At 48.6% G+C, this 14,685-nt stretch carries 12 protein-coding genes; 5 read left to right on the forward strand and 7 right to left on the reverse strand.

The window, feature by feature from the left end:
* Window positions 1-69: 69 nt before the first annotated feature.
* Window positions 70-816, reverse strand: a complete 747-nt coding sequence (locus QMA09_RS12690; RefSeq protein WP_290213358.1) for an alpha/beta hydrolase — start codon at window positions 814-816, stop codon at window positions 70-72.
* 152 nt (window positions 817-968) lie between these two features.
* Window positions 969-1,514 (reverse strand): ECF transporter S component, encoded by a 546-nt coding sequence (locus QMA09_RS12695; RefSeq protein ID WP_290213359.1) that lies wholly within the window; start codon window positions 1,512-1,514, stop codon window positions 969-971.
* Between the two features lie 563 nt (window positions 1,515-2,077).
* On the opposite strand from QMA09_RS12695, the gene QMA09_RS12700 reads away from it, so the two are divergent.
* Window positions 2,078-4,120: a GAF domain-containing sensor histidine kinase gene (locus QMA09_RS12700; RefSeq protein ID WP_290213360.1), complete on the forward strand. Its 2,043-nt coding sequence runs from the start codon at window positions 2,078-2,080 to the stop codon at window positions 4,118-4,120.
* Between the two features lie 15 nt (window positions 4,121-4,135).
* Here the strand turns inward: QMA09_RS12700 and QMA09_RS12705 are convergent, their stop codons facing one another.
* Window positions 4,136-4,318, reverse strand: coding sequence for a hypothetical protein (locus QMA09_RS12705; RefSeq protein WP_290213361.1), 183 nt, complete (start codon window positions 4,316-4,318; stop codon window positions 4,136-4,138).
* A 126-nt stretch (window positions 4,319-4,444) separates the two neighbouring features.
* On the opposite strand from QMA09_RS12705, the gene QMA09_RS12710 reads away from it, so the two are divergent.
* Window positions 4,445-5,386, forward strand: a complete 942-nt coding sequence (locus QMA09_RS12710; RefSeq protein WP_290213362.1) for a Gfo/Idh/MocA family protein — start codon at window positions 4,445-4,447, stop codon at window positions 5,384-5,386.
* Between the two features lie 78 nt (window positions 5,387-5,464).
* Here the strand turns inward: QMA09_RS12710 and ptsG are convergent, their stop codons facing one another.
* Window positions 5,465-7,531: a glucose-specific PTS transporter subunit IIBC gene (gene ptsG, locus QMA09_RS12715; protein WP_290213363.1), complete on the reverse strand. Its 2,067-nt coding sequence runs from the start codon at window positions 7,529-7,531 to the stop codon at window positions 5,465-5,467.
* A gap of 186 nt (window positions 7,532-7,717) precedes the next feature.
* Window positions 7,718-8,557, reverse strand: coding sequence for a glucose PTS transporter transcription antiterminator GlcT (gene glcT, locus QMA09_RS12720; protein ID WP_290213364.1), 840 nt, complete (start codon window positions 8,555-8,557; stop codon window positions 7,718-7,720).
* Window positions 8,558-9,185: 628 nt separating this feature from the next.
* On the opposite strand from glcT, the gene QMA09_RS12725 reads away from it, so the two are divergent.
* Entirely contained in the window at window positions 9,186-10,049 is an 864-nt protein-coding gene (locus QMA09_RS12725; RefSeq protein ID WP_135505571.1) for an HAD family hydrolase, read from the forward strand.
* Between the two features lie 49 nt (window positions 10,050-10,098).
* On the opposite strand, the gene QMA09_RS12730 is transcribed toward QMA09_RS12725, so the two are convergent.
* Complete coding sequence (locus tag QMA09_RS12730) at window positions 10,099-11,988, reverse strand: LTA synthase family protein (RefSeq protein ID WP_290213365.1); 1,890 nt, start codon at window positions 11,986-11,988, stop codon at window positions 10,099-10,101.
* A 30-nt stretch (window positions 11,989-12,018) separates the two neighbouring features.
* Complete coding sequence (locus QMA09_RS12735; RefSeq protein ID WP_290213366.1) at window positions 12,019-12,561, reverse strand: recombinase family protein; 543 nt, start codon at window positions 12,559-12,561, stop codon at window positions 12,019-12,021.
* A 180-nt stretch (window positions 12,562-12,741) separates the two neighbouring features.
* Between QMA09_RS12735 and QMA09_RS12740 the strand changes: the two genes are divergently transcribed.
* Entirely contained in the window at window positions 12,742-14,202 is a 1,461-nt protein-coding gene (locus tag QMA09_RS12740) for a SulP family inorganic anion transporter (RefSeq protein WP_290213367.1), read from the forward strand.
* A gap of 22 nt (window positions 14,203-14,224) precedes the next feature.
* Complete coding sequence (locus tag QMA09_RS12745; protein WP_290213368.1) at window positions 14,225-14,644, forward strand: universal stress protein; 420 nt, start codon at window positions 14,225-14,227, stop codon at window positions 14,642-14,644.
* Window positions 14,645-14,685: the final 41 nt, after the last annotated feature.

The raw sequence follows: 14,685 nt of genomic DNA on the forward strand, positions 1-14,685 counted from the left end.
TCTTTCCACGCAAAACCACCTCTGATTTCGGTACCGAGTCGAAGGTGGTTTAAGGCAGTTGAATGGCTCTTATTCGTGTTTTTTTAAAAAGGCCAGCGTTTCATCGATAATGCGCTGCTGGTCGTTGTCAAGTGTCGCAACGTGGTAGCTGTCGGGCATCTCGATGATGGTCTTTTCTGTAGAAGCAATCCGTTCATAGATCATCTGCGCGTTATTGGGCGGAACTACATGATCTTCCGGCGACACGAAAATCAGCGCCGGGCATTGAACCTTCGGCAAGCCGTCGCGCACGATGTCCATGAACGCCAAGATCTGCTTGACCGAGGCAACCGGCGTTTTGTCATAAGCCAATTCCACGATGCCCGCTTTTTTGATGTCTGAGCCGATGGCGTCGAGGAAACGAACATCTTCCTGCAAGTCGTGGACAGACTTCATCGCCGGCACATCCACTGCCGCATTGATAAGGGAAATGGCGCGAATATCCGGATGCCGCTGCGCCATATAAAGCGCGAGCGTGCCGCCCATCGACAAACCGGCCATGAAAATAGTGTCGCACCGTTCGGCTAGCCATGCGTAAGCCTCTTCGATCGATGCGATCCAATCCTGATAAGTCGTGCCTTCCATCTCTTCATGATGTGTCCCGTGCCCGTGCAGACGCGGAACAATAACCGTATAACCTTCCCGGGCGAATGCCTCGCCAAGCGGCCGCATGCTTTGCACTGTTCCTGTAAAGCCGTGTGAAACGAGTATCCCTGTGCGGCTGCCTTCTACTGCATAGGGCTCTGCACCGCTTAACACTTCAAAATCTCTTGCCATTAGCCATCCTCCTTTTGCTTGATGTTATTTACTTCGTTGCCGGTTTCACGAATCCCTTTTCGCCTATACCCGTGGGTGTTTTTTGAGAGGAAAGAAATTCATGGCAAAATGAAAACGCCTGGATAGAGAATCCAGGCGCTTTTCAGGTGTTCTTATGATTTGAAGAATGGCGTTTTTTTCAATGCGATCGCCACTGGAATCGCGACCAAAAGACCCACGACGTTTTGTACGATATTGCCCGGAATCGAAGCGGCCGGCACGACAAAATTTCCGTAGATGATCGCTTCACCGACATAATAGACAGCCAGCATAACCGGAATCGAGGCGATTGCCGCTAGGATATTGAAGCGGACGCTGTTGCCGGCGCGGCCATTCGACCAGGCGATTTTGCCGACCAGGTAGCCCTGCAAACCACGCGCGACGATGGTGATCGGCGCCCAAAGCGTCCAACCGGATACCAAATCGAACAAGCCCATGCCGACGGCGCCTGCAATCGCCGCTTTTTTAGGCCCGAAAACGAGGGCGATGATGAAGAGCATCGCTGTTCCAAGGTGGACCAAGCCGCCATTCGCCGTGATCGGCAATTTGATGTTCAATAATAATGTAGCTACGAAGACGAGAGCAATGGACATTGATGTCAAAATGAGATTGAATGTGCGCTTACTGGAATAAGACGCTACAGGAGCTGTTTTTTGCATAGCCATAACCTTCCTTTTCTTAAAAGGCCGGGGAACCCGCATGACGCTGGTGTTCCGCTGCTTTTTGTTTTAAATTTACTGCTAACATTAGCAGAGGTCTGGCGTAGTGGAAAGTATCAATTTACGATAAAGTTTAGGGGTCAGTTTGATATGGACGTACAGAAATAGGAAAAGATCGAAGAAGGCGGCAGCGATATTTATTGACACAGCTGGCGCCATGCCTTATTGTTAAAGACGCGATGAGCTCGTTTACGTAAGACGGACAAATACTCCTTTTAGGAACACGTTGTGAACCGTGATTTGGACGCCGTAAAGCAGCACCTTACCTCCGGGTAGGGTGCTTTTTCTATTCTATGGATAAAAAATAAGCCAGGATTGGCAGCATAATCGCTGTCGATCCTGGCTTTTTCATTTTTCCCCTTATTATTTAACTAAAATAAACGCAGCCAGAAGCAGAAATATTGAAAGGGATTGGCGGACTTTTCTAGCAGTTATTTGTAAAAAGGGATAAAATAGCAGGAAGGCGTTGAATCGAATGATGCCTGTGATGGGAGACCATAAGTATGTTAGCGGAACAAACCCGATATTCCAGACTTGCCAATATAACAAAGATCATCAATACGAAGCTGGAACTGCGTGAGGTGCTGCAGCATGTCACACAGGCGATTTCAGAAGAGATTGTGCAATGCAGTTCAGTGGGGGTTTTCATGGCCCAAAATGACGGGACATTCCGCGCTGTTGCGGGAAAACCGGATGTCATCAACGGGCAAAAGCTCGAAACGCAGGTGATTGACCCGGCTACAGATATGTTGGCCAAACAAGTGATTGAAACGCGGAAAACGATTTACATTCCCGATACTTTAAAAGACGAGCGGCCAGACCGCACGCCGGTCGAAGCTTTCGAAGTGAAATCGCTGCTGGCGCTGCCAATTTGCTTCGAGCAGGAATTATTCGGTTTGGTTTTCTTATTCGATTTCGGCAAGCCGATGTATTTGACGGAATCGGAAATTCAAAGCGTGGAAGCGTACGTCAATATGGCAGCAGTCGCCATCCAGAATGCAAAAACGTTCAAGCAAAAAGAAGAGCTGATCGCTGAAAATCAGCTTCTGCTCAATGTGGCCCGTGAGTTGTCGATGTGCTCGTCGATCCAGCAATGTTTGGACAAATGCTTCCATTACTTGGCGAAAATCCTGGGCAGCGAAAAAATCATCGCCCATCTATTGGAGCCGGTGGAGAAAAAGACGGTCGGCCTTACCAAGGTCAACAAAAACTCCGATTGGACAGAAGCAGAGTGGAGCAATAAGCTTGCAGCCGCTGACCCATCCCGAAGCTACGGGGAGTTGGCGGAAGAAGCGATCGCGTCTAAAAAAGTCATGCATATTCCCGGCGAAGGAGGTAAAGGGCTGTTGCTGATTCCGCTGGTGTCGATGGGCGAAGCGCTGGGGGTCATTGCGGTGGCCGAAGCGGAAGCTGCGGGCTACGATGATTCCCGGGTCCAGATGGCACAGTCGATCGTCGACACGACGGCTCCGACATTTTCGAATTTATTGCATATGGACCAGCTTGAGAACATGGTCGAAGAACGGACGAGTGAGCTTGAGAACGCCAACGAAAAAGTGGCGAGCGTCATTGAAAGCATCACGGACGGCTTTTTCGCGTTGAACAAGGACTGGGAGTACATTTATATCAATAAACACCAATTCCTGCCGCATAACAAAACGGCGGAAGAAGTGATGGGCAAGAATATGTGGGAAGTATTCCCGAGCGCTGCAAAAACGGCGATGTATGAAGAATTCCACCGCGCGATGAATGACCGGGTGCCGGTGCATTTCGAAATCGATTCGTTGGAGGATTATTGTTTTGAGGCAGTGGCATACCCTTACGATGAAGGCATTTGCTGCATGCTGAAGGATGTCACGGAAAAAAGGAAGTACGAGAAGGAGTTGAAGCGGCTCGCCAATTTGGATCTGATTGGCCAGATGGCAGCGGGCATCAGCCACGAGGTCCGCAATCCGATGACGACTGTTCGGGGCTTTCTTCAATTGCTGGAGCAGGAAGAGGGGCTTCAGGAGCACGCAGGGCATTTCAACCTGATGATCGAGGAATTGGACCGTGCCAATGCCATAATTACGGAATTCCTGTCGGTCGGGAATACGCGGACATCTGAAGTCCAGATGTCGAACTTGAATTCAATCATCGAGGGCATTTCCCGGTTGATCAAGATTGATACATCCAACCAACGCAAAGAGATTGAAATCGAGACCGAAGAAATTCCGGAGCTGCCGCTGAATCATAACGAAATCCGGCAATTGATCCTCAATATTTGCCGCAATGGCCTCGAAGCGATGGAACCAGGGGGGCTGCTGTACATCAGCACCTATTACCGGGTGGACGAAAATTGTGTCGTGCTTGCTATACAAGACCAAGGGGAAGGGATACGGCCTGAGGTTATGGAGAAGATCGGAACACCGTTCTTCACGACAAAAGACGATGGCACGGGGCTTGGGATGGGTATCTGCTACGCCATCGCTGCCCGCCACAATGCCAAAATCGAAATCAAGACGAGTACGGAAGGCACGACCTTCTTCACCAAATTTTACTTGTAGAAGAATCCGGTCCTGTCAGTCGCTGCCACCGCCGCAGTCGGAAGAAGAGGATTCGCTGCTGTAATAATGGCTGGAGCTTCCTGAACTATTGTCCGGATGATCAAAATGGTGAGGAGAATGTTTTATTTTATTTTTTCGCCAATCGAGCAATACTGCAAAACCGATAACCGAGACGAGCGGAACGAAAAACCACATCATGAAAATCACTCCTTCATCAATTTGTAAGGATTGGAAAAGGCCTTCGGTTTTATTTACGGCCAGCGCTTGGGGAAGTTTCAGTTTAAGTAGGAAAAAGAACACTATTGTCTGAAAAGGAGACTGTATATGAGATTTGGCATTATCGGAACGAATTGGATTACGGATCGAATGATTAAAGCAGCGCGGGATTTGCCGGAATTCAGCATCGGCGCCATCTATTCGAGAACAGAAGAGACGGGCAAAGCATTTGCCGAAAAGTACGGCGTCGCACATGTCTATACGGATTTAGCTGAGATGTACGACAGCGGAACGATTGACGCGGTTTACATTGCATCGCCGAACTCGTTTCACGTGGAACAAAGCGTCTTGGCAATGAAACACGGTATCCACGTGCTTTGTGAAAAGCCTGCTGCGCTATCGGCAGAAGAATACGACTTGGCTGTTGAGGCCTCGCGCACGTATGGCGTGCTGTTCATGGAAGCGATGAAGTCGACCGTAACACCGACTTTCCTCAACGTGAAAAAGAACTTGGACAAAATCGGTCCGCTGCGCCGCTTCGTTTTCCATTACAACCAGTATTCGTCGCGCTATGATAAATACAAAGAAGGCATTATCGAGAATGCGTTTAAACCGGAGCTCGGTAACGGCGCCAAGACCGACTTGGGCGTCTATTGCATCGCGCCGATTGTCCACCTTGCCGGCGAACCGCAAGCCGTGTTGAAAAATACGCACCTGTTATCAACCGGAGCCGAAGGGCAAGGGAGCATGATCCTCAATTACGACGGCTTTGAAGCGATCGCCATGTACTCGAAAATATCGGATTCGTACATGCCGAGCGAAATCCAAGGCGAACTCGGCGTCATTGAAATCGACCGCATCAGCGACCCGAAGATTGCAACGATCAAATACCGCGACGGCAGCACAGAAGACTTGTCCGTGGAACACGATTTTGACACGATGTACTACGAACTGAAGGAATTCATCGATTGCGCGAACAGCAACAAGCTGGAATCCACCATCAATACCCATGAAATTTCCCGCCTCACGGCGAAAATTCTCGCACTCTGAAAAAATAAAAAAAGCCGATGCGGCTGCGGAGTTACCTCGCAGCTGCATCGGCTTTTTTGTTGTTCAGTTAGTGGAAAATCAATTTGACGCTGCGCCGCTTTCATTGATCGCAACGATGTTTTTGTCATTCGCTTTTACGTGGCCTGTTGCTTGGACAGAAATGGTTTGTCCTTCTTCCAGGTTGGTGAAAACGACTGGCGTAATGATTGACGGTGCATTTTTTTCGACATAATCCAAATCCACTTCCATCAGCAATTGGCCTTGTTCAACAAGGTCGCCTTGCTCAATTCTTGAAGTGAAGCCTTCGCCTTTCAAGTGGACCGTATCAATTCCGATGTGGATCAGAATTTCAGTGCCATTGTCCGCGGCGATGCCGATTGCGTGCTTCGTCGGGAACACGGTAACGACTTTACCGTTGACCGGAGAAACGACTTTGCCATCTGTCGGACGTATCGCAAAACCGTCGCCGACCATTTTGCCGGAGAACACTTGGTCAGGAACTTCGCTGATCGGTAAAATTTCGCCGGTCATCGGGCTGCTGAACTCAAGTGCTGCCAAATTAACGGCTGCTTCTTCAGCGCTTGCTGCAGGAGCTTCTTTGGCACGAGGTGTTTTGCCGTCCATGATGTCTTGCATCTGGCCGCGCAGGCTATCCGACACAGGCCCGAAGATGGCCTGGATGTTATTGCCGACTTCCATGACGCCGGAAGCGCCAAGTTTTTTCAAACGTGCTTTATCTACTTCATTTTTATCTGCGACAGTGACGCGCAAGCGTGTGATACAAGCATCAAGATTCGTGATATTATCTTTGCCGCCCATCGCTCCAAGGATTTCATATGGCAAGTCGCTGATTTCTTCGTCAACGTCATCGCCTTCTTCATCTGATTCACGGCCTGGCGTCATCAAATTGAACTTCTGGATGGCGAAACGGAAACCGAAGTAGTAGATGACCGAGAAAACCAGTCCGACAACGATGACCCAGAACCATTCCGTACGGCCGGGCATAACGCCGAACAGCAGGAAGTCAATCAAGCCGCCTGAGAAGGTCATGCCGATTTTAACGTCCAGCAAATGCATCGTCATGAACGATAGACCCGCAAACACTGCGTGGATACCGAACAGGACAGGTGCAACGAACAAGAACGAGAACTCAAGCGGTTCTGTAATACCTGTCAAGAATGAAGTCAAGGCGCCGGACGCCATGATGCCGCCGACAATTTTCTTTTTCTCAGGGCGCGCTGTGTGGTAAATTGCAAGCGCTGCTGCCGGAAGACCGAACATCATGAACGGGAATTTCCCTGTCATGAATGTACCAGCGGTAAAGTCGACGCCGTCTTGCAGCTGGGCGAAGAAAATGCGCTGGTCGCCGCGGATGATTTCTCCTGCCGCGTTTGTATAAGAACCGAATTCAAACCAGAACGGTGAATAGAAAATATGGTGCAAACCGAATGGGATCAATGAACGTTCGATTGTCCCGAAAACAAAAGCCGCAAGTGTACGGTTCGTTTCAAGCATGAAATGGGAAAGGGCATTCAAGCCGTTTTGGGCGAATGGCCAAACAAGGAACATCACGATGCCCAGGAAAACGGCGGAGAAGGCGGTAATAATCGGCACAAAGCGTTTTCCAGCGAAAAAGCCAAGGAATTGAGGCAAGCTGATATTATAGTAGCGATTATAGAGAAATGCTGCCATGACACCGACGATGATACCGCCGAAAACGCCTGTCTGCAGCGTCGGGATGCCCAACACTTCAGCGTACTTCGGATCTGTCGTCATTTCAGGTGTAATATTGCCGAACGCTTTCATCGTGACATTCATAATCAAATAGCCGATGATGGCTGCAAGGCCTGCTACACCATCGCCTTTGGAAAGGCCAATGGCGACGCCGACTGCGAACAGCAACGGCAAGTTAGCGAACACGATGTCGCCGGCTTCGGCCATAACGAATAATAGTTTTTGAATCCAGTCAGCACCGAAGAATGGCACCGCTTCCAAAAAAGAATCTTGGGCAAAGCTTGTACCGAATGCAAGCAGAATACCTGCAGCTGGCAAAAGGGCAACCGGCAGCATCAAAGCTTTACCGACTTGCTGCATGAGGCCGAAAATATTTCGGGATTGTGCAGGTTTTGCAGTTTTAACTGACATAAAAATTCCTCCTTATTAATAAATGGACTATCTAAGATGCGGCCAAAGTGAATGCAGCTGGCTAAAAAGAAAAGGCATGAGCAGAAAAGACACGATTAAAAAAGGACGGAGTTCCCCTTTGGATTAATCTTTGAATCTTTTCATACTCATGCCTGATCGTATCAGTAACACGTATGTTTGGCTTATTTAATTATTAAGCAAGCGTTGAAGGTGAATCGTCAAGTACAGTACTTCAGCTTCATCTACCGGCTTGTTCAATTGATTTTGCATCACTTTAATCAGCTTCCACGCAAGATTATAGCACACCGGATATTCCTTTTTCAACAATTCTTCGAGTTTTCTCTCTTCGGCGATGGAATTTCCTTTGTGGGCGCGGTCGATTGCACGGTGCAGGTGTTGGATCAGCCGGTGGTAATCGACGTCGTCCCGCTGCAGCTGCAACGATAAATTCGCTTCGATGATTTCCACCAGCTGGGAGATGAGCGCGTTGTAACGATTAATGTCGCGCAGCGATTTATCGGTCACCGCGCTATGGATATGGAGCGCGATAAAGCCGATTTCCCCTTCAGGAAAAGTGATGCCGATATGCGACTCCACCTTTTTCACGACCTCCTGGGCGACAAGGTATTCTTTCGGATACAGCGCCTCGATTTCATAAAGGAACGGATTCGAGAACTGCATGTTTTTTTGTGCGCGGCTGATGGCGAACGCCAAGTGGTCGGTCAATGCGACGTGGATGTGCTCGTTCAGCTCTTTGCCCATCTTTTCTTCAATGAACAGCAGCAGGCCGTGGATGAATTCCAGCAGGTTTTCATCGATATGCGGCAGCAAATTGACGTATTGCTCCATCTCTTTCTCATCTTTCAGCAGAAAAGTCTTGTCAGCGGTGTCGAAAGGGATACTGTCGCCTTTTTTGCGGTTGAAGCCAAGCCCGTTGCCAATCAGCACGACTTCTTTATAGGTGTCATGGCGGGCGATGACGACATTATTATTCAATACTTTTTCGATAATTAAAATCTGTTCCATGCCAACCTCCATCCGCCGCCTGGCTTCGTGTATCTCTTTTCATTGCGCTTCGGCGGACGCTTCCGCGGGGTGGGCAATGGAGCCTCCTCAGTCCGCTTTCGCGTACTTCCGGGGTCTCCATTGTCCCACTAATCCCACAGGAGTCGCCGCCTCCGCTCCATTCAAAGGATATCTCTTACTATCAAAACACTTCGTTCATTTAAGAAGATTTTAATTGCCATTTCTAAATATATTAATAATCATCAGATATGGAGCAAAACACACCGACTCTCGCAGGAAAGATATGGCCGAAAGCAGTTCGGCGTATCTTTACGACGAAGCTAGCGCAGCGATGCAACGTACTTTCATGTCCCGAAGCTAGCGCAGCGTTGCAGGGACAGGGACAGGAGCATATGTTTTAGCGAGGCTGTTTTGCGGAATATCGAGACTTATATTTAAAAAACTAAAGCGTCCATAAAACTTTTTTGATTAGCATCATTCTATCATTTATTGCCATATTGCAATAGCGATTAAGATGCGTCGGAGAGGGTTAAGCTTTTGTAAACTTGGGCTGCATTTATTGAGTTTGGAAAAATTCAAGCGTATACTGGCTTAATAGTTTCAATTTGGATACCAAGGAGGCAACAACGTGTCAGTAAAACCGAAAGCAGTATTTTTGGATATGGATGGGACCATCCTGAATCACCACAATAAAGTGAGCATCCACACGAAGGAAATTATAGATGAATTGCGCAGCGAAGGCTTCTATGTTTTCATCGCGACTGGCAGATCGGCGACCGAATTGGCCGAGATGCTGCCCGAAGGATTTGCGGTGGACGGCATCATTACGGCGAACGGCATGTCCGGCTATATTGGCGAAGAGACGGTTTTCGAGCATTCTTTATCGCTGGAATTGGTGGAAGCGGTTATTGAAAAAGCACGTGAACACCGCATCTATTATGAGCTTTTCCCTTACGGCGAATCGCGCATCGTGCTGCAGCAGGACCGGGATTTTGTAGAAGCGGCCATCCGCGAGCCAAAGCCGGATTCGGTGCAGATCAATGAATGGATTTCGCGCCAAAAATCACTTGCCGAAGAAATTGAGTGGACGGAAACAATCGTCGGCAGCCATTTTTCCAAGTTTTATTTCTTTGCGAGAACGAAGGAAGAAATCGAGAATTGGAAAGCCGTGCTTGCGGAATTGCAACAGGAAATGGACTTTACGATGACACCGTCTTCTCCGCATAACGCGGAAGTGATGGTTGCGAATGTCAGCAAAGCATCGGGCATCGAGCAGATGCTGGAACGCTTCGGCTTAACAGGCTGCGACACATTGGCGGTCGGCGACAGCGACAACGATTTGAAGATGTTCGAATTCGTTACCCGTTCAGTGGCGATGAAAAATGCGCCGGACCATATCAAGGCAGTGGTAGATGAAGTGACGGAATTCACGTGCGACGAAGATGGGGTTTACCATTATTTGAAGAATCATGTGTTGGCGCTGAAAGTATAAAGTTGGCCAAAAGAAAAGAGGGATGCGATTTACGTCGCATCCCTCTTTTTTATTGCTCAGAAATATTCAAGTTGCCGGTTTCTTCATCGTAGAACCGCAAGAGGTCACCAATGATGATTTCCTCTGAAAATTCCAGTTCTGTTCGTGCCTGCTCGGTGAAGGGTGCACACAACATCGGGTCGATTTCTTCGCCTGTGCCGTTTTCATAGCACGTGTTTCCGGCGTAGACATAGTCTTTCGTAACGTAGCGCCCGTCGCGGAAAATAGCGCTCTCTTCATGTTCTTCTGAGAATAAGTCACTGCCGAATTGCATATCGTTGTCTGTCTCAACACCCATTAAGTTCAGGATTGTCGGGCGCATATCAATCTGGCCGCCGATTTCCTCGTTCACGTGTCCTTTGCCTGAACCGGGAATGTGCACGAAGAACGGTACGCGCTGAAGCTGGGCAGATTCATAAGGCGTAATTTCTTTCCCAAGGTATTGGGCCATCGCATCGTTATGATTTTCTGAAATGCCGTAATGGTCGCCATACATGACGATGATCGAGTTTTCGTAAAGGCCGCTCGCTTTTAATTCGTCAAATAATTCTTTGACCGCTTCATCCAAATAACGCGTCGTCTGGAAATAGCGGTTGAGCGTGCCGGAGTTCGAATCGAATTCATCGATCAGTTTGTCCTGCTCATCCAAAGTGAACGGATGGTGGTTGGTCAGCGTGATCAAACGGCTATAGAATGGCTGCGGCATGTCGGCCATATGGGCAACGGATTGTTCGAAAAACGGAATGTCTTTCATGCCCCAATTGACCGCATCGCCTTCGCCTACAGTAAAGCTTTGGATATCCAGGAATTCATCAATTTCCAATGATTCGTACATCATGTCGCGATTCCAGAAACTTTTCGTATTGGCGTGCTGGACGTTCGTAGCATAGCCTTCGCCGCCCAATTTTTCAGCCATTGAATTATAGGTATTGCCGCCGTGCGTAAAGAATACAGCGCCTCCGCTCAGCGGATACAGCGAGTTTTCAAGGATGAACTCGGAATCCGATGTCTTGCCGAGCCCAGTCTGATGATAGAGATTCGGGAAGTAGATGGTATCTTCATCAGTCGTCAGTTCGTTCAGGAAAGGAGTGATGGTTTGCCCGTTCATTTTTTCATTGATGGCAAAGCTTTGCATCGATTCCAGCGTCACGACGATCAAGTTTTTGCCTTCCGCAATCCCTGCCATTTCGCCAGACGGATCGGCTTGATTGGCATGGACGTAATTTTGGACATCTGTCAGCTCAGAGCCATCCGCAAAGGCACGCTGAGCTTGTGATTTGGATTGGATATAGACGTCATACAGATGGTAATTGTACATGCCGATATTCTTCACGAGCATCTCGCGGTCAAAACTGCGTGTCAGCAGCTGCGGGCGTTCCGCTTCGGCTAAACCGAGATTGAGGAACAAAATCGCTGCCGATAAAGCGAAATAAACGCGGCGGTGGACTTTCAGCCCCATTTCGTTTGTCTGTTTGGTGCGCAGGAATTTAACCGCCAGCAACACGACAAGGAAATCGGTGAAATACAAAACGTCGGTCGGGTAAATGCTGGCCGCGGCACTGGATCCAAGATCGCCGAAATTATCGGTCTGGAACAGCACCGGCAGCGTGATGAAATCACTGAAAAAGCGGTAGAAAGCGACGTTGCCGTAAAGTATGACCGAAGTGATCAGCGTCGCCGCAATCAAATACCGGTTTTTGTTTTTATCAGTTTTTAAAAACAGGGAGCCGCCGTAAAAGAACAGCAAAAGGCTCAAGGGGCTGATGAACAGGATCAATTCCTGCATCGCGTTGTCGATCGTGATCGAGAAGCCGGTTTTGTAGACGATATAGGTTTTCAGCCAAGTCGCAAGGACGGCGATCGCCAAAATCGTGTGTTTCGGCCATTCTTTTTTCAGCATATAAAATCTCCTTTTAAAAAATACCGGGCATTAATTTTCCAAATAACGATAAAGCGTCGATTTGCTGATGCCCGTTTTTTCTTTGATGTCAGCTAGGCTGTATTCTTTGCTTTCGTACATCTCAATGGCTTTTTTAACATTTTCGTCCGCTTTTCTCGGACGTCCGGAGACAGCGCCTTTTTCTTTAGCCGCCGATAAGCCGGCTCTGGTTTTTTCACTGATGGCGTCGCTTTGGAAATCGGCCAAACAATGGAGGATTTTCTGGAACGGGTATTGCTGCTCATTGGCGGTATCGATTTCTTCGCGCATCGACAAAAGTGACAGGTTTTTAGCTTCCATTGTGTCCAATAGCTCCACTAAATGGCGCGTGGAATCGGCCAATGTATAAAGTTTCGAAACGATGATTTTGTCGGCAGTGCCGGCTTGTTCAAGCATTTCGTACAAGCGGATTCTTTTTTTCGGAGAAGCATGTTCTTCGACGTAAATTTTCTGGCAGCCTGCATTTTTCAGCTGTGCAACCTGATTTTCGCAAATCGGATCTTCTGCACTTGGCCTTGCATATCCTATCAGCACGATAAAATCTCCCTTACATAAAACGAATTCCATTCAGTATACCATAAATGGAATGAAAAAAGTTCCAAAAAGGTTCTCTTTTAGGAATAATGGTGATACACTATGGCTATTGCAAAAAAGGCTCGGCTTTAATGAGAGTTTAAAGCCATAAAAATACAGTGTGAAAAGGAGAAAGAGGCTTTGGCAGAAAAAATGAAAACACAATGGTTCGGCAATGTGAGAGGCGATATCCTGGCAGGGATTGTCGTTGCACTTGCATTGATTCCGGAAGCAATCGCATTCTCAATCATCGCGGGAGTGGATCCGATGGTGGGGCTTTACGCGTCGTTCAGCATCGCCGTCATCATCGCATTTGTCGGCGGGCGGCCGGGAATGATTTCTGCGGCAACAGGCGCTATGGCTTTGCTCATGGTGCCGCTTGTCCGCGACCACGGGCTGCAGTATTTATTGGCAGCCACCATTTTAACAGGGGTTATCCAAATTCTATTCGGGGTATTCAAAGTCGCGAAATTGATGAAGTTCATCCCACGGGCTGTCATGATCGGCTTCGTCAACGCACTGGCCATCCTGATTTTCATGGCGCAGGTGCCGCATTTCCTCGGCATCAATACACTTACGTATGTGTTTGTCGCCATCACCCTGGCAATCGTGTACATCGTACCGCGTTTTTTCACCGCCATTCCGGCTCCGTTGATCGCCTTGGTGGCATTGACCGCCGTTACGATTTATTACGGTTTTGATATGCGCACGGTAGGGGATTTAGGCACCATCACTCAAACCTTGCCGACGTTCCTGCTGCCGGACGTACCATTCAATCTTGAAACTTTGATGATTATTTTGCCGTATTCATTGGCATTGGCGGTAGTCGGTTTGCTGGAATCGTTATTGACCGCCAATATTGTCGACGACATGACAGGAACGTCGAGTGACAAGAACAAAGAGTCGAGAGGGCAGGGAATCGCCAACTTCGTCAACGGATTTTTCGGCGGCATGGCGGGCTGTGCCATGATCGGCCAATCGATCATCAACGTGAAATCCGGCGGCCGCGGCAGATTGTCCGCGTTCGTAGCCGGGACGTTCCTGATGTTTTTGATCATCGTTCTGGGCAACGTCGTTATCCAGATTCCGATGCCCGTGCTTGTCGGCATCATGATCATGGTGTCGATCGGCACATTCGATTGGTCTTCGTTCAGCTATTTGAAAAAAGCGCCGAAAGCCGATGCCATCGTCATGGTCGCGACCGTTGCGATTGTGGTGTACACGCACGATTTGTCAAAAGGCGTATTTGCAGGTGTTTTATTGAGCGCGATTTTCTTTGTCGCAAAAATTTCGAAGATCAAAGTGGAGAAGGAATTGCAGGAAGCTGCCCGTTACCGGGTGGTCGGCCAATTGTTCTTTGCCTCGGTCGACGATTTCCTGGAGAAATTCGACTACGAAGTCGAAGGCCAGCAAGTGTTTATCGATTTCACAGATGCGCATATCTGGGATGATTCAGGCGTCGGTGCTGTTGACCGGGTCGTCTTGAAATTCAAGGAAAACCGCAACGACGTCGTGATCACCGGCCTCGATTCCGGAAGCCAGAAACTGATTGACCAATTGGCTATTTTCAATAACGATAAGGCCAAATTGCCAACCCATTAAACCCATGAAGGAGTGTTGAACAATGTATAATCGGATATTGCTTGCGGTAGATGGCTCGGACCATTCGGTGCGCGCGGCGAATGAAGCGGTAAATTTAGCGGCGGGTTCTGCGGAGTCGCAAGTGACGATCGTCTTTGTGGCAGATTACGACAACGCCAAAAACGAAGTGCTGCACAGCGGCAGTTCCCTGGAACTGGATCTGCAGCGCAGAAAAAAACTGCAGCCTGTCGAAGAAACAATGGCTGCGGAGAACATCCCTTACAAAGTCGAGATCCTTCATGGCACGCCGGGTCCGGCGATCGTCGAATATGCCAATAAAGAAAAATTCGACATCCTGGTCATTGGCAGCCGCGGCTTGAACTCGCTTCAGGAAATGGTGCTCGGCAGCGTCAGCCACAAAGTTGTGAAACGGGCGAACTGCCCGGTGCTGATTGTTAAATAAAACGAATAGCTATGTAAGCCGTGAAATGCAAAAGCATTCCA

It is taken from the genome of Planococcus sp. APC 3906 (assembly GCF_030407685.1).
GTDB classification, from domain to species: Bacteria; Bacillota; Bacilli; order Bacillales_A; family Planococcaceae; genus Planococcus; species Planococcus koreensis.

Bases quoted from the DNA above. Each gene is read 5' to 3' on its own strand.
- QMA09_RS12700 (WP_290213360.1), top strand. From the start codon at position 2,078: ATGTTAGCGGAACAAACCCGATATTCCAGACTTGCCAATATAACAAAG.
- QMA09_RS12745 (WP_290213368.1), top strand. From the start codon at position 14,225: ATGTATAATCGGATATTGCTTGCGGTAGATGGCTCGGACCATTCGGTG.
- glcT (WP_290213364.1), bottom strand. From the start codon at position 8,557: ATGGAACAGATTTTAATTATCGAAAAAGTATTGAATAATAATGTCGTC.
- ptsG (WP_290213363.1), bottom strand. From the start codon at position 7,531: ATGTCAGTTAAAACTGCAAAACCTGCACAATCCCGAAATATTTTCGGC.
- QMA09_RS12730 (WP_290213365.1), bottom strand. From the start codon at position 11,988: ATGCTGAAAAAAGAATGGCCGAAACACACGATTTTGGCGATCGCCGTC.
- QMA09_RS12705 (WP_290213361.1), bottom strand. From the start codon at position 4,318: ATGATGTGGTTTTTCGTTCCGCTCGTCTCGGTTATCGGTTTTGCAGTA.
- QMA09_RS12690 (WP_290213358.1), bottom strand. From the start codon at position 816: ATGGCAAGAGATTTTGAAGTGTTAAGCGGTGCAGAGCCCTATGCAGTA.
- QMA09_RS12695 (WP_290213359.1), bottom strand. From the start codon at position 1,514: ATGCAAAAAACAGCTCCTGTAGCGTCTTATTCCAGTAAGCGCACATTC.
- QMA09_RS12710 (WP_290213362.1), top strand. From the start codon at position 4,445: ATGAGATTTGGCATTATCGGAACGAATTGGATTACGGATCGAATGATT.